General features: G+C 54.1%; 23 protein-coding genes. 7 read left to right on the top strand and 16 right to left on the bottom strand.

Annotated elements, in window-relative coordinates:
* Positions 1-56 precede the first annotated feature (56 nt).
* A complete protein-coding gene (locus tag COMA1_RS19670; protein ID WP_245631171.1) occupies positions 57-2,771 on the bottom strand; it encodes a two-partner secretion domain-containing protein in 2,715 nt (904 codons plus the stop codon).
* A gap of 660 nt (positions 2,772-3,431) precedes the next feature.
* On the opposite strand from COMA1_RS19670, the gene COMA1_RS19665 reads away from it, so the two are divergent.
* Positions 3,432-4,295, top strand: coding sequence for an SDR family oxidoreductase (locus COMA1_RS19665; RefSeq protein WP_090751241.1), 864 nt, complete (start codon positions 3,432-3,434; stop codon positions 4,293-4,295).
* Here COMA1_RS19665 and COMA1_RS19660 read toward each other — a convergent pair.
* From COMA1_RS19660 to COMA1_RS19640, 6 genes are all read right to left on the bottom strand, one after another.
* Positions 4,289-5,263 (bottom strand): hypothetical protein, encoded by a 975-nt coding sequence (locus COMA1_RS19660; RefSeq protein WP_141654432.1) that lies wholly within the window; start codon positions 5,261-5,263, stop codon positions 4,289-4,291. The two genes, COMA1_RS19665 and COMA1_RS19660, sit on opposite strands and share 7 nt — an antisense overlap.
* Positions 5,247-5,633 (bottom strand): hypothetical protein, encoded by a 387-nt coding sequence (locus COMA1_RS20840; protein WP_141654431.1) that lies wholly within the window; start codon positions 5,631-5,633, stop codon positions 5,247-5,249. Before COMA1_RS20840 ends, COMA1_RS19660 begins: the two co-directional genes overlap by 17 nt.
* Positions 5,634-5,727: 94 nt before the next feature.
* Positions 5,728-6,168, bottom strand: coding sequence for a hypothetical protein (locus COMA1_RS19655; protein WP_090751239.1), 441 nt, complete (start codon positions 6,166-6,168; stop codon positions 5,728-5,730).
* Between the two features lie 49 nt (positions 6,169-6,217).
* On the bottom strand, positions 6,218-7,399 hold the full coding sequence (locus tag COMA1_RS19650; protein ID WP_090751238.1) for a hypothetical protein: 1,182 nt from the start codon (positions 7,397-7,399) through the stop codon (positions 6,218-6,220).
* 86 nt (positions 7,400-7,485) lie between these two features.
* Positions 7,486-7,707 (bottom strand): hypothetical protein, encoded by a 222-nt coding sequence (locus tag COMA1_RS19645; RefSeq protein WP_090751237.1) that lies wholly within the window; start codon positions 7,705-7,707, stop codon positions 7,486-7,488.
* A 205-nt stretch (positions 7,708-7,912) separates the two neighbouring features.
* Positions 7,913-8,635 carry a chlorite dismutase family protein gene (locus COMA1_RS19640; RefSeq protein WP_090751236.1) on the bottom strand — a complete coding sequence of 241 codons (723 nt, stop codon included), beginning with the start codon at positions 8,633-8,635 and terminating at the stop codon, positions 7,913-7,915.
* A gap of 165 nt (positions 8,636-8,800) precedes the next feature.
* Between COMA1_RS19640 and COMA1_RS19635 the strand changes: the two genes are divergently transcribed.
* From COMA1_RS19635 to thpR, 3 genes are read left to right on the top strand one after another with little or no spacing between them, the layout of a single operon-like run.
* On the top strand, positions 8,801-9,376 hold the full coding sequence (locus COMA1_RS19635; protein WP_090751235.1) for a hypothetical protein: 576 nt from the start codon (positions 8,801-8,803) through the stop codon (positions 9,374-9,376).
* 15 nt (positions 9,377-9,391) lie between these two features.
* The gene (locus COMA1_RS19630; RefSeq protein ID WP_090751234.1) at positions 9,392-10,687 is read left to right on the top strand and encodes a competence/damage-inducible protein A; all 1,296 of its coding nucleotides are present in this window, start codon (positions 9,392-9,394) and stop codon (positions 10,685-10,687) included.
* Positions 10,684-11,283, top strand: coding sequence for an RNA 2',3'-cyclic phosphodiesterase (gene thpR / locus COMA1_RS19625; protein WP_090751233.1), 600 nt, complete (start codon positions 10,684-10,686; stop codon positions 11,281-11,283). Before COMA1_RS19630 ends, thpR begins: the two co-directional genes overlap by 4 nt.
* 285 nt (positions 11,284-11,568) lie before the next feature.
* Here thpR and COMA1_RS19620 read toward each other — a convergent pair whose 3' ends face one another.
* Complete coding sequence (locus tag COMA1_RS19620) at positions 11,569-12,468, bottom strand: integrase core domain-containing protein (protein WP_090742504.1); 900 nt, start codon at positions 12,466-12,468, stop codon at positions 11,569-11,571.
* A gap of 124 nt (positions 12,469-12,592) precedes the next feature.
* On the opposite strand from COMA1_RS19620, the gene COMA1_RS19615 reads away from it, so the two are divergent.
* Together COMA1_RS19615 and COMA1_RS21910 are read left to right on the top strand one after the other, a co-directional pair.
* Positions 12,593-13,708 carry a hypothetical protein gene (locus tag COMA1_RS19615; protein WP_090751232.1) on the top strand — a complete coding sequence of 372 codons (1,116 nt, stop codon included), beginning with the start codon at positions 12,593-12,595 and terminating at the stop codon, positions 13,706-13,708.
* Positions 13,709-14,055: 347 nt separating this feature from the next.
* The gene (locus COMA1_RS21910; RefSeq protein WP_281176280.1) at positions 14,056-14,178 is read left to right on the top strand and encodes a hypothetical protein; all 123 of its coding nucleotides are present in this window, start codon (positions 14,056-14,058) and stop codon (positions 14,176-14,178) included.
* A 657-nt stretch (positions 14,179-14,835) separates the two neighbouring features.
* Here the strand turns inward: COMA1_RS21910 and COMA1_RS19600 are convergent.
* The 7 genes from COMA1_RS19600 to COMA1_RS19570 all read right to left on the bottom strand — a co-directional run bounded on the left by COMA1_RS19600 (position 14,836) and on the right by COMA1_RS19570 (position 19,419).
* The gene (locus tag COMA1_RS19600) at positions 14,836-15,381 is read right to left on the bottom strand and encodes an ankyrin repeat domain-containing protein (RefSeq protein ID WP_090751229.1); all 546 of its coding nucleotides are present in this window, start codon (positions 15,379-15,381) and stop codon (positions 14,836-14,838) included.
* Between the two features lie 205 nt (positions 15,382-15,586).
* Positions 15,587-16,813, bottom strand: coding sequence for an ankyrin repeat domain-containing protein (locus tag COMA1_RS19595; protein ID WP_090751228.1), 1,227 nt, complete (start codon positions 16,811-16,813; stop codon positions 15,587-15,589).
* Positions 16,814-16,941: 128 nt separating this feature from the next.
* Positions 16,942-18,012: an alkene reductase gene (locus COMA1_RS19590; RefSeq protein WP_090751227.1), complete on the bottom strand. Its 1,071-nt coding sequence runs from the start codon at positions 18,010-18,012 to the stop codon at positions 16,942-16,944.
* 70 nt (positions 18,013-18,082) lie between these two features.
* The gene (locus COMA1_RS19585) at positions 18,083-18,313 is read right to left on the bottom strand and encodes a YgiT-type zinc finger protein (RefSeq protein WP_090751226.1); all 231 of its coding nucleotides are present in this window, start codon (positions 18,311-18,313) and stop codon (positions 18,083-18,085) included.
* Positions 18,314-18,315: 2 nt separating this feature from the next.
* Positions 18,316-18,624 carry a DUF4258 domain-containing protein gene (locus tag COMA1_RS19580; protein ID WP_090751225.1) on the bottom strand — a complete coding sequence of 103 codons (309 nt, stop codon included), beginning with the start codon at positions 18,622-18,624 and terminating at the stop codon, positions 18,316-18,318.
* Between the two features lie 208 nt (positions 18,625-18,832).
* Positions 18,833-19,126 carry a type II toxin-antitoxin system RelE family toxin gene (locus COMA1_RS19575; RefSeq protein WP_090751224.1) on the bottom strand — a complete coding sequence of 98 codons (294 nt, stop codon included), beginning with the start codon at positions 19,124-19,126 and terminating at the stop codon, positions 18,833-18,835.
* A complete protein-coding gene (locus COMA1_RS19570) occupies positions 19,123-19,419 on the bottom strand; it encodes a type II toxin-antitoxin system Phd/YefM family antitoxin (protein WP_090751223.1) in 297 nt (98 codons plus the stop codon). The genes COMA1_RS19575 and COMA1_RS19570 overlap by 4 nt, the downstream gene beginning before the upstream one ends.
* A 583-nt stretch (positions 19,420-20,002) precedes the next feature.
* On the opposite strand from COMA1_RS19570, the gene COMA1_RS19565 reads away from it, so the two are divergent.
* Positions 20,003-20,764, top strand: a complete 762-nt coding sequence (locus COMA1_RS19565) for a hypothetical protein (RefSeq protein WP_090751222.1) — start codon at positions 20,003-20,005, stop codon at positions 20,762-20,764.
* A gap of 548 nt (positions 20,765-21,312) precedes the next feature.
* Here the strand turns inward: COMA1_RS19565 and COMA1_RS19560 are convergent.
* Complete coding sequence (locus tag COMA1_RS19560) at positions 21,313-21,864, bottom strand: hypothetical protein (protein ID WP_176698201.1); 552 nt, start codon at positions 21,862-21,864, stop codon at positions 21,313-21,315.
* Positions 21,865-22,173: the final 309 nt, after the last annotated feature.

Genomic DNA, 22,173 nt, shown 5'->3' with positions numbered 1-22,173 from the left:
TTGTTAAGTTGCAATAAATTAAATTGCAATTGCCCTAAGAACAGCTGGGGGATACCTCATGGTTTGCAGTTCGACAGCCACTCTATGGGAACAGGCTGAGTGAGTAATTCTGGGAAGACAATGTGCCGCATAGGTACGAATGGTGATGCTTCTAGTTTCCTGCTGTCTCTCGTATGCAGACCCACACTGCTCATCATGCTGCCGTCGGCTTCAGAGCCGGCAAGGGTAAGCGGACTTAGAAGCCAACCGCCAGGTTCGGATGGGAGTGTGCCACGGCCAGCAAGAATAAACGTACTTTCACGGCCACCAACTAATGCGGCACAACGGCTATGTAACAGCGCCTGGGGCGGGCTCGTTTTGGATACCAGTTGGCCCACGGTACCACTCAAATTCGACGTTGGCGATTGAATGGTTACAGTTCCGTTCACGCCGGATCCTGAATCTGCATTGATAACACTGTTAGCATCCGGAAGGAATACTCCAGCGGTAATGGAAATTTGACCTCCTCTTCCCTCATCAGCCTGAGCCAAAATGTTGCTGCCCTGAAGAATAATAAGTTGTGGGTCAATGGAGATATTTCCACCGCCGCCTCGTCCGTCACCGACCGAGGCGCTGATCGTGCTGTTTTGCAGATGTATGGTTGCTGATGGTGAGGTTGTAATTTTAATGTTTCCACCGCCTGAGTTCCCCCCGGTACTATTTTCAGACACTGACGTTGTGATATTGCTGTTCTGCTTCATACTGAAGCCATTAGTAGCGGTGATGGTGATGTTGCCTGCGTTACTTCCCCCCTCGGAGCTGTTTGCTGTAATTTGGGCACCATCATCGAGCTGTGCCTGATCAGCTTCGAGCGTGATATTCCCGCCTGCACCGGTGCCTTGGGTGTCGGTAACAATCCCACTTGATACCCCAGACCTCCCCTTCCCACTGATACTGATAGAACTTGCGCGACTTCCAGGGCCTTCGACACCCTGGATGATTACGGTGCCGGCTGCTCCAGTTGGAGGAGGTATCAGGTCTTCAAGCGAACTCGTGCTTGTTACTTGTCCTCCACCAGCCAACGTCATATGGCGTGAATTGATTGTGACAGTTCCCGCGTTCCCAGAAGAGGTAGTACTTGTCGATATGAAGCCCCCATCTTCAACCAATAAAATCGGGGTGGTAATTACAATATGGCCACCGGTTCCTGTACTGGCTTCACTCACATCACTCGTTACGAGGCTCTGCGAGATATGAATTGATTCTGTTGTGTTGAGCGTGATGTTGCCAGCGTTACCGGAGTTGGTGTGGCTCGGGTCACTGTCGCGCGAGGCGGTTGTGATGATACTTTTCTCCATGAGCGACAACCGCCTGGCATCGAGCGAGATATTCCCGGCGGTGCCGGTACCTGTTCCTGTACCATTCAGAGTCTCACTTCGGAGACTGCTCAAACCTGACAGCGTAACGTCTTGTACACGACTGCCAGATCCAGTGATGCCTAGAATAGAAATATTTCCACCGTGACCTGGTCCGGAGGTAGTTGCACTAATTTCTGTACTCTTAAGATCTTTAGGGTCGACGGATACGAGTTGTAAGGCATTCGCCCGTAGGGAGATGTTGCCAGCATTTCCTGGTCCAACGGTAACAGCGGACAGCGTGCTATCCGTTATGTCTATAGATGGTGCATGTAGAAGGATGTCCCCTCCTGCCCCTGCATCGGTGTTCTGGCCTTCGCTCGCAGAAGACATTGAAGAGTCTGTAATGTTGATCGAGTTTTGTGCATGAACCTCAATAGCTCCCGCGTTTCCTATCCCGGTAGATCGGGTAATTATCTCGGCTCGATCCATTTGTAGCGTTGCTGTGCTGATCTGAATGTTGGCGCCGGGCATTGAACCATCATTTGCCGAGATAATTAAACTGGTAGGTTTTAGTGAGATGAAATTTGGCGCTACCGTATTGTCAGTGGTACTGAGGGTCGTGTCGTTCAGACTTAGGACAAAGTGGCCTCCTCGGATCGAAACGGTGTTTGTGCCACTGACGTTGACAGTTGAGTTTGGCGTAAGTGTAATGGCCCCAAAGGCTGCAAATGAATGACCATCAATATTCGCAAGTGGTTCTACAAGCGAAAAAGCATTTATATCAGCAGGAAATTCTCCCGGCGATACCGTGGTAGCGAGATGAAGGTTGCCATTTGGCACTAAGAGTTGTGCCGAGCGGACTGCCCCGTTAGTCATCGCAGACTCGATAATGATGTTGCCACCGACTAGTGAAAGGCTGGCTCCCTCCGTCACTTTCAATTGGCTACCCTGTACGGTAATTGCTCCTGGACTTGAACCCAGAAATCCAAACGCAGCGACCGGCCATGGAGTGAGGAGGCTTGGGTTAGCTGGGTCGGTATAAAAATATCCAGTTTGGGCTTCGTTCGATAGACGCAGGTACTCTGCACTCGTGAACGCAACGGCTCCACCGACATGCAGGCTTGCATTGGGCCCAAATAGGAACCCGGCTGGATTCATAAGAAAGAGGTTCGCCCCACCGAATTCAGTGGTCTTGATGGTACCGAGAATGTCCGAAACGCTATTGCCGGTGACACGTCCTAGGATATTGTCCGTGGGGTGCATGGACTCGTTGTGAAAGTTTGCAATCGTATTTTGAGGAACATCAAGGTTCCCGAAGCTGTGAAATAAATTTGCTCCTACTCTGGTCCCACCCGTAATGTCGTATTGTGTCTTCCCATCTACCGAGACCGGACTGCTAATGTGCGTGTTCAAACCAGATGACGTAATGGGCATTTCCGCCGATACAGTGAGAACCCCATTTGTTAAATGCAGTAAGAGAATGGCAAGTGACAAGCAGGGACTCAACTTTGGGAAAGATGGGAATCGAGGCCATGAAGTAGGAGTCCTAGATTCCAACCTCAGGAATAAATGTCCATACGTAATCATTCTTGGTTTGATCTTAGCTCTGACGACATGCTGAATGTCTGAGATCTAAGCAAATTACAAGCCACCGCTCACTGCAATCTGGCAAGGGCTAGCAGAATTGAGCAATACGTAGCCTGTGAGCTCAACGTGGCCTCTATAGGGTAGTGGGAAAGGCCTCTGTTTGGCGTTGAAATAGGGTATGACGGGTGAACACAAAAAGATTCAGGTTGTATCTAAACTGATTCACTTCGTATCTAAAACGATTCACCTCAAGCCGAGTGACTCTTATCGCTTGGAAGGGGCTTTCCATCCAACCGTCGTGGCATGGTTGAGGCTGGCTGTAGGTGCTCATTGGTATATCTGGTTATAACCCGGTTCCGTCTGGTTAATGTGGCTGAGTTGCAATCGCAGCGATCAGAAATGAAATCAAGCGGAAGAGACCCCGAGCATCAAGAACGGCCGGCTCCATCTGGAGAAAGCCGTTCCAAACCTGTTATGGTTTCTCGGTAGAAACTTGAAAGGGGTGTGATGTCAACCAGAGGCGATCGGGCCATAGTCATTACTGGCGCGTCCACGGGCATTGGGGCGTCCTGTGCGCTGCGTCTTGATCGATTGGGGTTCACCGTCTTTGCCGGAGTGCGGAAGCCTGAAGATGGGGCGGTGCTTCAACAGTCCAGCTCTGATCGACTCATGCCGATCCTGCTCGATGTGACTGATTTGCCATCCATTCAACGTTCTCGTGCAATAGTGTCCGAGCGATGTGGAGCGAGTGGGCTGTATGGGCTTGTGAATAATGCCGGGATTGCAGTGCCGGCACCGCTCGAAGCGATCCCTCTTGCTGATTTTCGGCGGCAGCTTGAAGTGAATGTGATCGGCCAGCTCGCTGTCACGCAGGCGTTTCTGCCGCTGATCCGTCAGGCCCGTGGGCGTATTGTGAATATGGGCTCGATTGCGGGTCGTTCGACGATTCCGATGATGGGCGCCTACTCGGCGTCGAAGTTCGCACTGGAGGCGATGACCGATGCCTTGAGACTTGAGGTGCAACCATGGGGCATCCAAGTCTCAATTATCGAGCCTGGTGCGATTACAACACCAATCTGGACTAAGTCTGCCGAGGATGCCGCTGGGCGAGAGGCCGTGATGGGAACGGATCTTCGACGACTGTATGAGCCGACTGTGGCGGCGGTGCGAAAGGTGGTGGAGGAGGCAGCGAAACGAGCGATTCCAGCAGACGTTGTCGCGAAGGCGGTTGAGCACGCCTTAACGGCTCCGGTGCCCAAGACTCGCTACCTGGTCGGTACGGATGCAAAGATCCGTGCGTTTATCGGGCAGATTCTACCAGACCGGATCATGGACCGCCTTCTTACGGCTGTCCTCAAACTCCCTCACTGATCCCCTGATGTTGGTTGAGCAAGGCCAATCCCAAGATCTTGCTTTGAAATGTCGAATGAAAAGCGGAGCTGGAGCGCGAGATATTTTTGAACAAGGCCGGCTCGATCCAGCGGCTGATCTTGTTCGTGATAGACCGCAAATTCCATGTTGCGCCAGCGTACGGCGAGCCCGATGATCCAATCCAATTCGGTCGGGCTGGCCTGATTTCCTGCATCCCGATCCGTAAACATATTCACATCGCCATAGAGCACGATCTTGTTTTTGTAGAGATCGAGGTCAGCATGGGCGACGTACCGAAAGAGCGCTCGGCCGGTATTGTCGGGCCTGGCGAAGTAGTTTCTGTTATGAAAAAGCCAGCCGGCCCCAGCATAGGCCGTCAAATTTTGATGGGGGAATCGGCGTTGCCACCAAGGGAAATCTTGCACGGCTTGAAATTTCGCTGTCACCAGCCCGTCGGCATACTCTTGCGTCACACCCTTCCGGTCAATTGGCGCGTCGCGTTCATACTGGAGGCGCCAGTTGACGTGGCCCAGTACACCGGTAAACGCATAGGTGCCGTCCCACTCACTTAGTTCAATCCATCCATTCGTGCGATCTGAGAAAAAATTCTGATCTGTATAGAAGGTGAGGTACTGCTTGTAGAGATCGGTTTCAAGATGGAGCATATGACGCAGACCCACGAGACCTGTATTGTCAGGTCTGGCAGCAAAAGAGGGGTTTGAGGCAAATACGCCGGTGAGGAAATAGCCGGCGAAGAGGGATTCCTCCGCCTCACGTCCGTTTGAATCGTTAATGGAGGGGAGTGGGCGTCCGTACTTTTCGAGGGCCAATGCGGAGGGGGTACCACTCGAAAGGTAGCTGAGGAGGAGGCCCAGGATGAGGAGTCTCAATGTGGGAACGCTGAACGAGATCCAAAAGCCATGACAGTGATGCAGCAGCCGGAAGCCGCCGCTACTGACAGGAATCAAAAATCTCTTCGCAGTCGTTGGATGCATCAAATGTTGGAGGGACGAAACGATATTGAACATCGACAACACGGTCATCGACCAGCACCACGGTGGCCCAACAGCCATGACGAATTGTCGCAAAGCTGCCTTTCCCAACCGGCCGAGATTCTTCCAGTATCGGCGCTTCACGGTAGTAGCGCAGAAGAGTCCGCTCACTGTCGGATGTTTGTTTTTGGGGTGTCCCTGCACAGGCAAGGATCGCTGACGTTGATTTCCCAACCACGCGTTGTTGATTGGGGTATTCACCCACATGTGCAGGGGCGCTGCAACTTGCCAGCGATACCTGCATGGTGAGTCCTAGCATCACTGTGACGAGGCTTTGCCGTATCATGTGAGCCATTGTTGGCTGGGAATAATAGGAAAGCAACCACTTTCAAGATGTACTCGAAACAAAGTCCCAAAGGTGTGAAAAGCGATTGAAGCGATCAGCCGACCAGATCTGGATTGAGGCGTGTCATGGGCTTAACCGAGATGGCCTTAATCTCGTTATAGACAATGGTGCGGCCAACTTGGCGGAGACGACTGAAGACACCTTCCACGATCACTTGATCACCTTCGTGAACCTCAAGCTGGCCAAGGCTCACGACCTTGAGGGTGCCGGCTTGATCTTGGAGGAGAAATCCGTAGGCTGGCTGTCCCTGGCGATTGGTCGCCAGCTGGACATTCATAACCTTTCCCGTGACGACGACGTCCTGATGATCGTATTGCTCTGGGTGCGCCAACAATTCCGCTATCTCAATCAGACCGTTCGCGAGAGCTGATGTCGTACTAGGTGAGCCAGGCGCACATACACACAACAGGATGAAGAAAAGAAACGGTCCTAGAGAGGTGACGAATGTTGGTCGACTGATGGCCTGCGTCGTCATGGCTGGAGGTAATTATACCGAACCGCCCCTGATTGGCAATACCGAAAGTTCACCATTTGTCGGATGGCCGACCGGTCACATCCTCCCCGATAAAGTTATGGAGAATATGCCGTTGGAAGTCTGTGAGTTCCCCCTGACCGGACTCTGGTGCTGGAGATGGAAGCTCGCCGGCCTTAGGTGTGGGCATCGACCGTTTCAGTAGTTCCTCGTCCAACGCGGCGGTACTGGTGTCCAGATCCTTTTGAATGGAGACCAGCCGTTGGAGTCCGAATAGGGTTCGGGTTGTTTCGGTATGGATGGCGTTGGAACTGGCCCCATACACGAGAGAGTTCCAGAACTTGGTCTCCGTCGCTTCCGATATCCCCATCATCGCATAGATTCCCAATTTTTCAATCAGTGCGGACTCAGTCCCTTCCAGTCCGTCGTACGTGGCAATCGACCGCTCAATCGGAGTCTGGGAGAGTGCACGCAGTGTGGCTTGCCACATCTCGGGTGACGGAACGGACGATCCGCTCCCTGGAGAATCTGAACATCTCGCTTGGGTTGCCAGTAGATACTGGGAGAGAAATTTGACCTTGCGTGCAGCGAGGGTTCCGGCTGGGATGCCCCAGATGTGGCCGATTTCATGGTCCTGCAGCGTTGTAGAGTCGGAGGTTCGACGTTCGCGATCTGCCAAGGTCAGACGTTTTCTGAATCGTTCAACAAAGCGCAGCTGTGTCTGCATTTCGACGACCAAACGATGTTTCTGGTACTCCTCGGAGCTGATTTCGTCTTTCTCCCACTGTTGTTCCAGGAGTCGTAATGTCGTGGACGGGACTGCAGAACGAGCCTGTGCGCTAAGCGCCGCGATGGTGTCAGCCGAGACACCTCGATCAGCGAGGAGGACCGTAGCACGGGTAGCGAATGCGTCGGCTGTCTTGATCAAATGTTCGAGGGCCATACATTGCAACCAGGTTCGTTCCCGGCGCAGTCTGGCTCGTCGGCGGTATTCATCCCGGCGGTTGACCATGGCGATGATGGATTCTTGGGTCATGGTCGTGATCGGTTTCTTGCCTGAGACGCAGCGAGGGTCTGGTCGATCTGCCACCATAAACAGAATTTCATCCTGTGTGACGTCGAGATATTGCAGGAGCAGTAGACGGAGGATAATGCGTCCCTGAATCGGCAGGTTGGCAATAGCCTCCTCAATGATGTCGACAGTGAGGGGAGAGGATGCGAGTGTTGGTGTCATGGTGTTCCGCTTGACTCATACAGAAAGAGGGGGTGATCTCTTCGTGCAATGTCCTTTTCTAATCCGTTGATCTGTGGCGATGTTGGTTATGCCGTACCGGCCTTCTGCCGAGAGACTTGCTCCAGCTGACGCGCGACATATTCCCGAACATCCTGGATCGTCCCACTAATGAACATCTCGCGTGGAATTTCCACCCGGACGAGCTTGGATGGATCGATCCCTTTATCCTGAGCATACTGTTCATCGATGTAGAGACTGACTGAGCCATCGGGGAAACGCAAGGCATAGAGGGAGGTCGTGTCAGCCATGGCCACTCACTTTCTTGATAGTGCTATCTGTACAGGTACCATAGCGTTTGTCGAACTGTCAAAACTAGGGCCTAACGTCTATTCCAGCTGGAGGAACAGCAACGTGAGGACACTCTCTGTGTGACAACGAGAGGTCATCGCCGAAAAACAAAAGGCCTTCGGTCGGATGACCGAAGGCCCTAGTCCGTACGGATATCCTCAGCGCTTAGCCGCCAAGAGTGTCGAGCGTTTCCTTCAGACTTCTGCGGACGCAGGTGAAGATCGGGGTATCTCGCAAGGTATATCGTGATCCTTCCGTTTCCCGTAGGGCCATCACCAGGTCAAGGAAATCTTCTGGCTTGTCGCTTTCAAACGCAACAACCCATTCCTGATCATCCAATCCAAACGAATAGGTGGTATTCAGCTTCACTGATGGAAACCGATGACCTACTTCGATATGCTCGTCCATCATCCCCTGGCGAGCCGCCTTCGTCAGGAGGAACCACTCCCGTGTTTTAAGAAAGGGGTAGACAAAGATGTACTTGCTCTTCCCTGGCACGACCGTGAGCCGCTTCCCTTCCTGTCCCGCATGCGAATGGTTATCGACATAAATGGATCGCTTGGTCATGGCCAAGTACGAATAGGGAGTCGAGAGGTACTGTCCAAGACCGGAGGCAAGCATCTTGGCGCTCATATCCTGTAACAGATCGAGATCGTAGCTGATACGCCACAACATGAAGTCACAGTCGCCACGGATACCGACAGTGGAATAGGGGACGACCAACACCTTGCCGTTAAAATCTTCAACAGCCCGTAAGAACTCCTGTTTACCCTGGGTGCGCACATCTTCTGGGAGACGCCGCCATGCCGGGTCCACTTTGTAGAATGCAAAATTGACGAACTGGCGCCGAGGTGCTGGCGTAGAAGGGGGGGTCTCCGGAGTCGACATTACAAAGCTCCTTTAGTAAATTGAGAGGCAGTGCTCTTTGTATTTTTCTTTCGTTTAGCATTTCCCCTTCCGTGTTGTCAACCGGAGGACGAGGCGAGGAGGCATCCATTGACAAGGTTGAATCGTTCTGTTACCCGCTGACAGATGAGGGGTTGGACTCATGCCGTGATTGGACAGACTGTCGTCTGCCTGCTGAGTTTCGTCGGTCTTGCGGCTGCGATCGAGGTGAATCCGACGCCGGCCCAAATTCAACTTGCACTCGATCGAGGACAACAAGCGGCGGCACAACACCACTCGCCTGAAACCTTGTACCATCGATTCAGGGGCGTTGATTCCGGACAGGCCGAAGGCATTCTCCTCACGAAGCTTGGGAGCCTGTCGGTGATGGCCGCCCATATGGCGGTACGCGGACTTAAACCGAGTGCAGCCGATGTCGCCCACACGATCGAAGCCGCTACTATGCTCGTGAGCGCGACGATTGTCGGAGAGCGTCCAGACTTTGCTGTGAACAGTTACATGATCATCGAGCAAGGGGGGAGAACGATCACCCCGCTCACGGTGCGAACCGATGGCCGAGCTGATCGTTCGACCATGTGGCTAGAGTCGCAGAAATTTCAGGCCAAAATCGTTGCGATGTTCCGCTATGCCGATTTCGATCCGAACGCCAAAACGACGATCACGATCTTTCCTGCCGGCGGAGGAGAGGTGCGTTTCTTGGTTGATTTTGCTCATATCGAATAGAGGTTCAATCGGCCTATGCCAATGTCTGCGTCATCAGCTCGTACGTGCCTTGCGGAAACCATTGCGATTGGTTCGGAGTTGCTGGTCGGGGGGCGGGCCGATAGTAACTCACTATTCATTACGGAGGCCCTTGCTACTGTTGGTGTAGAAGTCCGGTTCAAATCGATTGTCGGTGATGATGAGGGTGAGATCGGGCACGTGCTCAACATTGCCCGGCAGCGGGCTGGTGTGGTGATCATGACGGGAGGGCTCGGTCCTACGGTCGATGATTGCACCAGGGAGGCCGTTGCAGCGGCGACCGGGTCCCGCCTTGCTCGTCGCAAAGAAGCGTTCGAGGCGATGAAGGCTCGATTGGCTCAGTGGGGGAGGGTGCCGAATCGGGGCCAGTTGCGACAAGCGCTGATTCCCGCCAAGGCCATTGTCTTGCCCAATCCAGTCGGGTCTGCGCCGGGATTTGCCCTCTCTTGGAAGGGGACGTACATCGCGGCGCTACCGGGTGTTCCGAGTGAAATGCAAGCCATGATGCAGGAGACGGTCATCCCCCTGATCGTCGATCGACTGAAACAATCGAAGCACGCACAACCCCACCCCATTAGCCGGGTGATCTTTCAGACCTGGGGATTACCGGAAGCTGATGTCGATAGCAAATTGCAGGGAGTGCTTTCCAAGCGGGAGCCGATCGCACTGGGGCTGCTTGCTTCGCCAAATGGCGTGCTGGTGTCGTTGACGACGAGCGCGCATCGTGCGATCAAGGCTCACGTCTTCACCTCGAAAATCGAAGCGGTGCGTCAGCGATTACGCGAGTGGATCTATGCTGAAGGGCACGACACGATGGAAGACGTCGTCGGACGATTACTGGTCGAGCAGCAACGCACGATTGCGGTTGCCGAGTCCTGTACCGGTGGGCTGATCGGCCATCGACTGACCCAAGTGCCGGGAGCGTCTGCCTATGTCGATCGCGGAGCAATCTGCTATAGCAACCAAGCCAAAACGGACATGTTGGGTGTGCCGGTGAGTCTCATTGAACAACACGGGGCAGTCAGTCGAGAGGTTGCCCAAGCCATGGCGATGGGGATGCGTGAACGGGCTGGTGTGTCCGTGGCTTTGTCGGTCACGGGGATTGCCGGACCAGGAGGAGCCACAGAAACGAAGCCGGTCGGCTTGGTGTATGTGGGGCTCGACGGAGGAGTGGGAGGGCCGATCACAAAGGAATTCCGGTTCCATGGCGACCGATCAGTCATCAAGCAGCGGTCTTCACAGGCAGCATTGGACCTCTTGCGTCGGTGGCTTCTTGAGAGGAGACAAGTATGATCCGGGCTTTTTTGGCCGTCGAGATTAGTGACGAGGTGAGAACAGGGATCATCCAGGTCCAGCAGGACATCAAGGAACGGCTCACGGCTCATCTCTCCAAGGAGATCCGCATCGCCTGGGGGCAACGGAATTCATTTCACCTCACGATGAGGTTTCTCGGCGAGATAGAGAAACAGCTCATCGATCCACTACGCGAAGCAATGACGCGTGTCAGGCAATCTCATCCGACCATTCAGATCCCGATCGATCGGCTCCAGGCGTTCCCCAATGCCCTGAAACCGCGAGTGCTGTGGGTGGGACCATCTGAGTCGTGGCTTCAGAGTGAACCAGCCAAGCGATTGGTGGAGTTGCATCAGGAGATAGAATCTTGCTGCCACTCCTTCGGGTTTGCCTCAGATGAGAAACCCTTCAGCCCCCATCTGACTGTGGCGAGGATTAAAACTGGAGAACGACAGGTCGGGCCGCTGTTGGCTCAAAGTGGTGTGTATGAGCGTAGCGTCTCGCTAGGAACGATGACAGTTGGGCCGGTTGTGCTAATAAAAAGCCAGCTGCGTCCGACCGGACCTGTCTATACGAGGCTGTGGGAAGTGGGGTGAGGCGGTGGTGATTTATGTCAGTCGTGACTGGGGCAGTAAAAAACGTAATCATTCTGGGTGCCTGTTGCCCGCTCAGTCACAAGGACGTCAGCACCACCATGATGTACGCGCACGTGTTGGGCAAGGGCGTTCACGGGGTGAGGAGTCCGATCGATGGTCTGTAAACTGTCTTATACAGACTGTATAAGACGAGTGCCCAAAAGTGGCATTGGAGACAAACGTGCTCTGTTTCAATTGGTTAGAGCGTGCAATCGGTGGTTATTCGCCGGCTTAAGCAGAAGCGCACTATTCTCCGTAAATATCCGACAGTCCGTCAGGTCCTTCACGGCTTGGCGATAACGGCGGTCGCATCGGGGTGAATCCAAGATGCGGCCGATGATAGTGATACCGGTCCAGAAATGCACGCACCTCGCCCTGGAGTGTGGGCAGTTCTTCTACTCGATAGGAGATCCACCCCAAGCATTCCTTGCGCAGGGTTCGATTGAAGCTCTCAATATACGCCTGCTCGTTCTTCTTATAGGGACGGGCGATGCGATGTCGTGTACAATACTGGAGCACCTGTTGGGCAAACACGCCTTTGAACTCTGAGCCCCCATCGGTCTGGATGATCTGCACAGGCCCGGTAAAGCGGCGAGTCATGGCTGTGCGCAAAAACATGGCCCCATCCTCGCTTGTTAGTCCGGTCCGCAGAACGACATCCGCTTCCTTCGTATAGATGTCCACCCCGGTAAAGGCGAAGACCTCGCCAAAAACCACGGTATCCATCTGAATGACCGCGCGGGGAGCCGTGGCAATCGGCACAACGCCGCGTGGCTGATTGGTCCGGCCCCGAGGCCGTAAGACGTATCGTTCAGCCAAGATTTCATAGATCTTGGGAACAGAGAGATGGATATGCTGTTCATGAGCCAGAAAGTACTGAATCTTCTGCCCACAGCAGTCGTATTCACGGGCGCGAATCGCCCAGACAAGGCGTTTGACCGCTCCCGGGACCTGTCGTGCCGGACGTGGCCCCGTCTTGGCCGCAGCATAGCGATCCAGAAAGACAGAGAGTCCTTCGATTCGAACTGCCTTCAGCCAGAGTCCTATGGTTTCTCGATGGCGCTCAAGTTGGCCCGCGATCGCGGAAACGGAGAGCCCTTGAGTCGCCAGTTCCGCTGCAAGAATGATCCGAGTTCTTGTGTCCATGTCCAGAGTCTACTCTGGACTGTCGGATATTTACGGCAACAATGCGAGAAGTGGACAAGTTACTGTAACGGGATTATACAGTCTTTCTAAACATTGTTAGGCCTCGAAGATTAGGGTCCACACGATGGGGATGAAAGAAGACACAGCAAAGGCCCTCGCGGGTAGTTTTCTGACCTACTTGCACCTCCCCTCGTGGCTGGATCAGAGGATCAAGTCTCTGCTCTCTGGACGCGCCCCAGTTGATTTTATCTCGATCTCACAGTTCTGTCGCGCGCTCTATGGCGAGGAACTTCACGCCGGCGACCGAGTCAGATTCAAACAGGCCTTTGTTTCAGAGTGGGTTCCTCGCTTGCCAGGAGAACTGTGGTTCAAGGATTTCTCTGGACAAACGATCAGTCACAAAGAGCGAATGTCCGGTAGAATCTACAAAGGGAAGGGCTATCCGAAGCCGGAAGAGCTGACCGATATCCGTTGGATGGCAAGTAGCCCGGACAGGCCAGTGGGCGTCGTGCGCTACCCGTTTCACACAGACAACACAACGTTCGCGACCATGTCTCTGACAACTCTTGATTACTGGTCGTGCGACCTTGCAGTGCCGCTTGTGGTATCCTCATCCGTATACGACGCTTTTGTTCGTGCAAGGCAGCCACTGCAAGCTGTCGAGGCAACAATCGAGGGCGTTCTCCAGTTTGCGGCCATCCCGAGTTTGGATGCAGGGATGATCTCGGCAATTGGTGCACAGGTCGACCAAGGGTTCCTGAGAAGCGTTGTCACACCCTTGGATGCACCGTCTGTCTTTCTTTCCATCGTTTCGCCCCTTGATGTTCGTTTCCGAACAAATGACACTCATCCATCCGGTACGCTGTGGACGATTTCGCGCCGCACCGCTCTAACGAAGAGGGCGATCCGGTCATACGGAGGTCAAGTTGTAGATTACATAATGGAGGGTCTGCAATTCGATCTTGGTAAGAAGGAGCTGGTTGATGACGCAATACTTCACTTCCAGGACAGTTCACATCATCCCTGCAAGATCATCCCCGATTGGCCACGAATCAAGGACAGCAGCGCCCCAGAGGAGCGCCAAGTCGAGTATGAGACTCTCACGGAGTTCGACGCTAGACGAAAGCTGTTTTCGGCAAGGGTGCCGTTGGCTCCACGCACATGGGAACGTCCGCAGTTGCGTGGCGAGATCGTGCGTGTACTTGGCGACCTAAAAGAAGAGGCCGAACCAGGGAATTGACACGTACCCAGTACAGCCCAAAGAGTATGGGGTCGGATACCTTTGCTCGTTCGGTTTGCGATGCAGTGGGATGAAAGGTGGAAACTGCTCGTTGAGGACGATATTGGTAATTGAGTTGGCAGGTGTCTGAAGGGGAAACGCGAGGGTGTCTCAAATGGCTGACTGGCTCGCTCAGGAACTGTTCGCGGTCTCCTATTTCCCCCTCGAGACTCAGGAAGCCATGCTGCGGTTCCAAGAGAGTTGAATTCCCTCCAGACGAAAAACCGTGTCTATTCGGAGTAGAGGAGGAGCAGTACGCCAAAAAGAATCTCGGATCCCGCCCAAGCGATTTCCCATCGTGTCGTCACATGGGGGGACGCACTGGGCAGCCAGGATGCAAAGCCCTTCGCCAGGGCGGCGCCGATCCCAACGATCCCCAACAAGGAATGCTGAAACTGGATCTTGGCAAGAGCGGGATGCCCGCTGTGTGAATGGGCGAACAGCCACAACGAACCGGCCAGGGTCAAGAGGACGAGAGGGGCTGCCGACAGAGGATGCCAAGCTCTTGTATTTCGACGGCATGCCTCAAAAAAGGCGATGACAAGGGCAAGGACTCCATAGAGTTTATGTTCAATCAGTTCCTGGTCTTAGCTCCGCACGGTGTCGAGCACATCAAGTGAACGAATCGGCCACGCACCATGGTCATTCCCGAATAGCACCAACAGACCGATCGCCGTAAGCGCACCAGGGAGCATGAACCAGGTCCACAATGACAGGGGATACCGGAGCGCATGGCCTAGTTCGGCTAGGCCAAACACGACAATAAAAAAACCAGCGACGTGATGGTGAAACTCTGAGAAGTCTGTTCCTCCGGGGCACTGATATGTCCTTGTGGAGAAACAGTGGCAACCCTTATGCCAGTTGCATCATGCAGATGGGCGGGAGCTTGTGCTTGAGCATCAGACATGCCGGTCGACGATATGATGAGGAGAAGGACTGATAGCCGATAACACCACCTGTTCATAGACGAAGAGGCACCGATCAGAAGAGCAAGGGGAACGGTGTCGTAGTGGAGACGACCGACACATCTTGCATTACGCGGTGATTGGCCAAGTGACGTATCCTGCCCGGTTGTTCTGTTCAGTCCCTCATGGCTCAAGCAGCGGAATCAACGCCCGGTGACCTTGCTGCTGAGCCAAATCCACAGGGCGTTCACCCGATGTCATTCTTGCCTGCTTATCCGCGCCATGCTGCAGTAAAAGGCTCACGATCTCCAGATCCCCTCGGTAGGCTGCGACGTGCAAGAGCGTCGTGCCACCGATCTGCGCCTGTTCATTTACCTGTGCACCGTTCGCTAAGAGTAGCGCCACCATTTCTTGCCGCCCCCCTTGGACTGCGACGGAAAGCGGCGTGACGCCGTCCTGGCTTGCTGGGTTGACTGCTGCACCTTGTTTCAGTAAAAGAGCGGCCACGTTCCGATGCCCGTGCTTGGTTGCGAGGTGGAGTGCTGTGATTCCACGCGCATCGGACGCTTGGATGTTGACTCCCTGCCAAAGAAAGGTCTCCACTCGGAGCAGATTCCCGTCTGCTGCGGCTAGGCGTAGTTGCTCCTCCGGTGTGGTGACACAACCACTAATGAATAGGACGATGAGTGAACAGAGGGCTCGTTTCCAATTCGGCGCAACCGGTTTCATGTCATCTACTCCTTATTCTAGTGGCCCGATTCAAGCGAGTGAGATTCTCTGGACTGGGTGGAGTTGGCTCGCGTTCATGATCGAGGCGCTATAGGTCTACGGTCGGTCGAATCCTTGTGCAGAGGTGGATCGTGGGTCTGTTAGAGGGCTTGACGGTTTTGTGGCTCGCGCCGTGGCTGCACGAAGTGAAAGTGCATGAAGGCTCTTATTGCTTCAGGAGAGCAAACAGCGTGCGGTGGCCTTGTTGACGGGCGAGATCGAGCGGACGCTCGCCCGATAGGGTTTTTGCCTGTTTGTTCCCTCCGTGCTTGAGCAGGAGCGACACGATTTCTCGATTGCCATGATAGGCACCCAGATGCAGAGGGGTCTTCCCGTCCGCAGTCTTTGCGTTGATCGAGGCTCCTTTTTTTAGGAGAAGGGCGGCCATGTCGCGATAGCCTGCTGCGGTTGCGATGTGGAGAGGCGTGGCGCCATCAGGCGTGGGTTGGTTCACCAAGGCACCTTTTTCTAAGAGGAGTGTTGCGACATCGCGGTGGTTATTTTGTACGGCAAGGAAGAGCGGGGTCGCGCGGTTTCGTGCTTGTTGATTGATGGCAGCCTTCTTTTTTAGCAGTAGTGTGACCACTTCCCGATGGCCGTTCTGCGCGGCAACGTGGAGTGGAGTCACACCGTTCTGGACCGATTGGTTTACGAGTGCGCCACGTTCGAGCAAGAGTTCCACGATGGCGCGATGTCCGTTTTGGGCGGCGACCAGCAGCGGTGTTGCGCCATCCGTCATGGCCTGGTTCACGGCTGCACCCTGTTCCAGGAGCAGCGTCACGGTTGGGAGATGGCCGTTCTGGGCGGCGACGAACAGAGGCGTCGATCCGTCAGCCAAGGTCGTATTCGCGGTGGTTCCATGTTGCAGCAGCAGCTCCACGACCGTATGCTGGCCTCGTTGTGCCGCGATGAAGAGTGGCGTCACTCCGTCTTCCGCAGCTTGATTCGCGTCGGCCTTATGTCGGAGCAAGAGCGCCACGATGTCTCGATAGCCGTTCTGTGCGGCGATAAAAAGCGGCGTCACTCCTGTGGTGGTAGCAAGATTCGCGGTTGCTCCGTTATTGAGCAACAGGGCGGCTACTTCCGGATGACCATTCTGCGCCGCAATGTAGAGTGGGGTGGCTCCGTCGCTGGTCACGTGATTCACCGGCGCGGCTTTCCGAAGTAAGAATGAAACGACATCGCGATGTCCATTCCAGGCTGCCGCATGCAGGGAGGTCGTCCCCTGCGCATTGGCTGCGTGGACATCCGCTCCTTCCTCAACAAGTTTCTTGATCTTGGGGAGCTGTCCATCCATAGCGGCTGTCAGCAGAGTCTCATCCACTGGTCGCATGGCCAAGAGCAGCGGGAGCAGGGCACAGAGGGCGGAAAGTATTATCCGTTGCGAGATCATGTCGGTCTCCAAATTGATGCGAGTAGAGGGAGGGGATTATGCACCAATCCGATTACTACCTTCCAGTCCGCTGTAGATTGTCGGCACGCCGATATACAACACAAACCCTGAAAGATAGTGGTTGGATGTCATCCGACCAATGCAGGGTAGTCGCTGTAGCCGTCCGCGCCACCTCCATAGAGTCGAGCGAAATTTACCTCGTTGAGCGGAGCCTGCTTCGCGAAACGTTCAACCAGGTCAGGATTGGCGATGTACGGTCGGCCATAGACGATGGCGTCAGCGGCTCCTTGTGTAACTGTCGATTCGCCGCTTTCACGCGTATAGCTTCCATTGCTCATCAGCACACCACGGAATTGGCGACGAGCAATCTGTAACAGGGTCTGCTCTTTAGGCAGCGCATGGTTTTCATGTCGAATTTCAAGGAAGGCAATCTCGCGCCGGCTTAATTCTTGCGCCACATAGGTCACGAGGGCTTCGGGTTGGCTGTCGACCATGTCATTAAACGGGACCAGAGGCGAAATCCGCACCGCGACACGCCCAGCACCCCAGACACTGATGACGGCGTCGGTTATCTCCAATAGAAACCGAGCACGGTTGGGTACGGAACCTCCGTAGGCGTCCGTGCGGGCGTTGACGCCGTCCCGAAGAAAATTGTCGATCAAATACCCATGGGCGCCGTGGATTTGTACACCGTCAAATCCGGCCACCTGTGCGTTCGTTGCGGCAAGTCTGAACATCTCTACATAGCGTGGGATTTCCTCGGTGCGGAGGGCGCGAGGGACTTCGTAGGGCTTGTCACCTTGAGGGGTGTGGGTCATCTCATTAGGAATGGCCTTGGCGCTGCTGGAGACCGGCTGCTCACCGTCGTTCAACAACGAATGCGCGGCGCGACCAGGATGCCAGATCTGCATGAAGATGCGGCCGCCCTTGGCATGGACCGCATCCGTCACGCGTTTCCACCCAGCTACGTGAGCCGGGCTGTAAATACCACCTTCACCCATGAAGGCGCAGGCATGGGCATCCACCATTGTGCATTCCGTCATCATCAGACCGCTTGACGCGCGCTGGGAGTAGTAGTCCACCATCATGTCGTTGGGGATGTGGGTCGTGCCGGCACGTGCACGAGTGAGGGGAGCCATGACGACGCGGTTGGGTAAAAGGAGTTTTCCAACTTGGAGCGGGGTGAACAATGTTGGCATTGGACATTCCTTTGAGTCAAAGGTGAATTGCTGTGGGAGAATGTACAAGTGAGAGAATTGTCAGAGAAAGCTAGCGGTAGGCGAATACGTCCATCTGAATCGACTTGATCGGTTTGGCCTCCCCATGCACCATCCGGCGAACTCGCTCCGTCGTATCTCGACTGAACACCGCTTCACCGCAATGGAGGCACACCGTTGCCGGAATCTGCTCAACCTGCACCGGCCTGCCATCAATGTCAAAAACCTCGCTGATGCGCTCCTCACGGCTCTCAGCTTTTCCGCACACATGACACCGGAACATGGTTACCTCCGTTTGGTGTAATCATACCACTCAGTCGGATTCGGCTGATAGATCGTGATGATCTTCAGCAAGTCAGAGTCCGCATGAGAGACTTGAATGTGTAGTGGTCGGTCTGCTGCAGTGAACCCTAGCATGAGGCTACTGGGTGCGTACTTGTCCTCCGGATAGTCTTCGATGATCGAGGCCTCTGCTCCGGCCTGCTGGACTTCTACGTCACTGATGTTTCGCTCGACGGCTCGTTTAAACGCATGGTGACTAAATTCGAATTCACCTGCGGAAAGTTGTCGACGAATGTTATCCAGTGTTTTCATCAGCTGTATTGTGACTATAGCGAAAGCCTTGATTCAGTACAACACGATGGGATGACCGGTAGGTGCGGTCAGCTCACTGTGCGAATGCGGACAAACCGCTCGCTGAAATCGCTGAACGTGTGAAATGGGGGCAGTGAGAAATGAAATCTTGGGAGGTGGCGTATCATGAAGTGCTGGTGCACAAGACTTGATCATTGTTTAGGTACGGCTATGTTCGAGGCTTCCGGAGAATTCGCTCGGTCAGCTCCTCATACACAGATCGCCGGTGTCCTACGGCCATGAGGCTCATGACTCGTCTCTTGTGATCGACCGCATAGACGACGCGAAAGCGGCGAGCGCGATACTTGCGTAACCCATCGAGTTCCCGTTTAAGCGGTTCTCCACATTCAGGATCAGCTGCAATGGCACGAATGGCTGACTTGATCAGTTGCTTGATGTCGGGATGGAGTGTGCGGATGACGGCCGCGACATGTGGAGGGATGTCGGGTCGGAAGGAGATCACGCCGTGCGTCGTTTCTTGACAGGCGTGAGAGGTTCGCCGAATACATCCTCAAATGAGAGTCCTGTGCGTTTCGTTTTGTAATGGACCAGGCTCTCGGCAATCTGGCTCATGAGTTCAGGATCGCTTAGGACATCCACGGTTTCTTTGAGACGGGTGTATTCATCGATATTCATCAAGATGGCCGCTGGCCGGCCATTTTTCGTGACGATCACTTCCTCCTCGCGCTCTTGGACACCTGCTACCAGTTCAGGAAGCCGGGCTTTGACTTCCGATAACGATAAGGTTTTTGCCATTAGAGACCTCTTGTTTAAGTGACCAGAATTCTGGTCACTTAAATATCGTGAGAAGTAGGGTGACATCAAATGAACTGGCTCGTGTCTACTGCCAGCCGTGTGCAGGAACGGTGGATGTTTCGCCGCTGTGCTGACGAGAAAGACCCAGGATGCTGAATGGCAGGAGACGGGATGAGAGCCTGGTTCTTATGTGGTTCTACTTGATAGTGTGACAGGCTCGGCGCAAGAATCTGACGCTCCTGTTCAGGCTCTGCATGGATAGAAGGACGGGATAAGGCATTGATCATACCGTCAGTCCAGGAACTACTCGGTCAGAAGGACGTCAGCACGACGATCATTTACACCTATGTGCTGATCAAGGGGGGCACAGGGTGAGGAGTCTGATCGATGGCCTGTGAACCGTGTTATACAGACTGTATAATACGGTAACCTGGAACTCTTGTTGGATCGCAACTAATCCCAAATCAATTGGTTAGGGCAGATATCCAGTGTCCGCCTGCCGGGATTAGGTAGGCGCGGCAAAGACTGCTTCTGAGAGGTTATTCAGACCGTCTAAGCATTGTCGAACAGACAGGCACAACCGATGATCACCTGGATTGGTTTCGCCGGAAAGCTCATTGAGTTCATTGCAATTAAATTGCTCGGTAAGCAGCTGGACCTTGCTCTCGATGATAAGAAGAGGGCCTGTCGAGCGTTTCTCGATCTTCATGACGCACTCTTCGACGTAGAACAAGTCGCCTCAAAATTTCTCTCAATGCTTCAGCGCATCGGCGTCGACAAGAGGCCGCGCCTCTACAGTGCTTGGGTTAGAGGATTTCAAGAAGAAGTCGAGAGCTGCACAGCTCGTTTCGTTGGTGCGGCCAACCAGGTCAGTCGGGTACTTGAGGTTCTTGATCCTGCGGTCCTCTTGATGTTCGGGCAGGTACACGTCTCCAAGATGGGAATGGTAGCGGCTGCCTCCAAGGTCTTTTCAGGCGGGGCAGCTCAATTCGAGGTTCAATGGCAGTCTGGAGAGGTCCGCAAACTGGCGGGAATCTCGTACACCTCTCCGCCGTTGTCACTCATGGCGCTTGACCTCGAGGCCCTCTATCACAGCCTCGGTGACATGAAGTTGCCACGAGGTATGTTCGAACCCGGTATCGATATGCTCGCGCGAAGCCTGCCAGAGGAAAATGCGCCTGAAGTCTTGGCCCCAAACGACTTGGCTGGTATGGCTAAGCTAGCCATGGACCTGCAGCAGCATATCCAGGTTGTTCGAGCAGCGAGAGATCGTGTGCGACAATTCATTTCCGCCAAGTTCTCAGTCGAGGATCTTTTATACGTCGGCTCGGGAAAAACTGCATAACGGTGCATACACCGGAGGTAAGGGGGGCGTTTTGTGCCGCGAGTCTTTTGGCGATATGCTCTGTGGGCTGGGTTGCGGTAGCGGCCGACGGTGTTGAGGAGGATGCACATGTAGGTGCGAGTTGAGACGGGGTGATATCTAGGGAAGGTCTGATAAATTCAGTTTTTTAAACTAACGAACTCTCAAAACACCTAATACTTGACTGGCCCGTGATCGAAATTCAGAATAAATCAGACCTTCCCTAGGATGATGCGGTAAAACTACTTACTATCGCGGCAATCCGCTGATTGATGTTCTCGTCGATAATCGAAGACTTGTGCCACGGAGAGAATATACTCTTCGGTGAGATATTCGGTTCGTCTTGCGTTTTCCGATCGGCAGAACGAAGACCATCTGAGCCAGAGGGGCAAGGTAGTGCCGCCAGGGAAGAAGACGTAAAGGTTTGCGTTTGCAATGAAAAGGGGCCGTGTCGACTGGGCTTGATGGGGAGACGCCGTAATCGGTACCGGGTTCCTTCAATCGTAACGACAGGGATGATCAGAACTTTGCTATTTGGGTTCCTTAAGCGGGTAGTTGGAACTGGCTTTCTGCTGGGTCTGCTCTTTCTTGTTGGCCAAGTAGAGATACCGGATGTACCAGGCGTAGAGCAACAGCAGGAGCATAAAGTTGAGAATGAGAACGCCGGGCGTCGTCCATTGCCACCCGTCGAATTTCCAGTTGGAGAGGGGCCATAGCACCGGTGTCGGGAAAAAGGCATACGAATGCAAGGGCACGTCGGCCAAGACATGCAGCCCCCATGCTCCGAGTTCCCAGACCGGTCGTTTCAGGAAGAGCCACAGGAAGACAAAGGCGATGAGAAAGACGACGAAACTATGGGTGAAATTGTAGAGTTGATGGACGTATTGCGGAATGGTCGATTCCGGAGGAGTGCCGTGACTGAAGTCGGGCTTCGGCGAGAAGCCGAAGGCGGCCGCGATGTACAGAACTCCGAATGAAAAAAGATCCGGCGCCATACCGATGGCGAATGCCAGCCCGAAACTCCATCGGCTCTTGCGACCAAACGTAATCGAACCCCAGAGGCCATGAGAGATGAAGTCCATCAAGTCCTTTCACGGAGGCGTAACAGCACTATTCTACCTGTTCGAGTCTTTTCCGGTCCATTGAGGCCGTGACTCGAAGGATCTGGCTTCATGGTCCCGGGGGCAATATCAACGAACACATGATCAGGGTGGATTAAAGTACAGGCCGGTCCCACCTGAGATGTAACAAAATGAGGGGTCAGGCGGTCTTTCCTACGGGACCTTGAATGAGAGGCAGTTTCAGAATTGCTCTGTGTCAGATGGCCCTCGTTGCGAGTAATGCGAGGTGCTCCCTATCAAGGTGTATCGTCTGCGTGGTTTCAGTCGCCT

It is taken from the genome of Candidatus Nitrospira nitrosa, from assembly GCF_001458735.1.
GTDB classification, from domain to species: Bacteria; Nitrospirota; Nitrospiria; order Nitrospirales; family Nitrospiraceae; genus Nitrospira_D; species Nitrospira_D nitrosa.
This window is presented reverse-complemented; position numbering and strand designations above follow the sequence as displayed.

Bases quoted from the DNA above. Each gene is read 5' to 3' on its own strand.
- COMA1_RS19580 (WP_090751225.1), bottom strand. From the start codon at position 18,624: ATGAAAACACTGGATAACATTCGTCGACAACTTTCCGCAGGTGAATTC.
- COMA1_RS19565 (WP_090751222.1), top strand. From the start codon at position 20,003: ATGATCACCTGGATTGGTTTCGCCGGAAAGCTCATTGAGTTCATTGCA.
- COMA1_RS19630 (WP_090751234.1), top strand. From the start codon at position 9,392: ATGCCAATGTCTGCGTCATCAGCTCGTACGTGCCTTGCGGAAACCATT.
- COMA1_RS19595 (WP_090751228.1), bottom strand. From the start codon at position 16,813: ATGATCTCGCAACGGATAATACTTTCCGCCCTCTGTGCCCTGCTCCCG.
- COMA1_RS19670 (WP_245631171.1), bottom strand. From the start codon at position 2,771: ATGCCCATTACGTCATCTGGTTTGAACACGCACATTAGCAGTCCGGTC.
- COMA1_RS19570 (WP_090751223.1), bottom strand. From the start codon at position 19,419: ATGGCAAAAACCTTATCGTTATCGGAAGTCAAAGCCCGGCTTCCTGAA.
- thpR (WP_090751233.1), top strand. From the start codon at position 10,684: ATGATCCGGGCTTTTTTGGCCGTCGAGATTAGTGACGAGGTGAGAACA.
- COMA1_RS19585 (WP_090751226.1), bottom strand. From the start codon at position 18,313: ATGTTCCGGTGTCATGTGTGCGGAAAAGCTGAGAGCCGTGAGGAGCGC.
- COMA1_RS19620 (WP_090742504.1), bottom strand. From the start codon at position 12,468: ATGGACACAAGAACTCGGATCATTCTTGCAGCGGAACTGGCGACTCAA.
- COMA1_RS19600 (WP_090751229.1), bottom strand. From the start codon at position 15,381: ATGAAACCGGTTGCGCCGAATTGGAAACGAGCCCTCTGTTCACTCATC.
- COMA1_RS21910 (WP_281176280.1), top strand. From the start codon at position 14,056: ATGGGGGGACGCACTGGGCAGCCAGGATGCAAAGCCCTTCGCCAGGGC.
- COMA1_RS19650 (WP_090751238.1), bottom strand. From the start codon at position 7,399: ATGACACCAACACTCGCATCCTCTCCCCTCACTGTCGACATCATTGAG.
- COMA1_RS19645 (WP_090751237.1), bottom strand. From the start codon at position 7,707: ATGGCTGACACGACCTCCCTCTATGCCTTGCGTTTCCCCGATGGCTCA.
- COMA1_RS19665 (WP_090751241.1), top strand. From the start codon at position 3,432: ATGTCAACCAGAGGCGATCGGGCCATAGTCATTACTGGCGCGTCCACG.
- COMA1_RS19590 (WP_090751227.1), bottom strand. From the start codon at position 18,012: ATGCCAACATTGTTCACCCCGCTCCAAGTTGGAAAACTCCTTTTACCC.
- COMA1_RS19640 (WP_090751236.1), bottom strand. From the start codon at position 8,635: ATGTCGACTCCGGAGACCCCCCCTTCTACGCCAGCACCTCGGCGCCAG.
- COMA1_RS20840 (WP_141654431.1), bottom strand. From the start codon at position 5,633: ATGATACGGCAAAGCCTCGTCACAGTGATGCTAGGACTCACCATGCAG.
- COMA1_RS19560 (WP_176698201.1), bottom strand. From the start codon at position 21,864: ATGGACTTCATCTCTCATGGCCTCTGGGGTTCGATTACGTTTGGTCGC.
- COMA1_RS19655 (WP_090751239.1), bottom strand. From the start codon at position 6,168: ATGACGACGCAGGCCATCAGTCGACCAACATTCGTCACCTCTCTAGGA.
- COMA1_RS19615 (WP_090751232.1), top strand. From the start codon at position 12,593: ATGGGGATGAAAGAAGACACAGCAAAGGCCCTCGCGGGTAGTTTTCTG.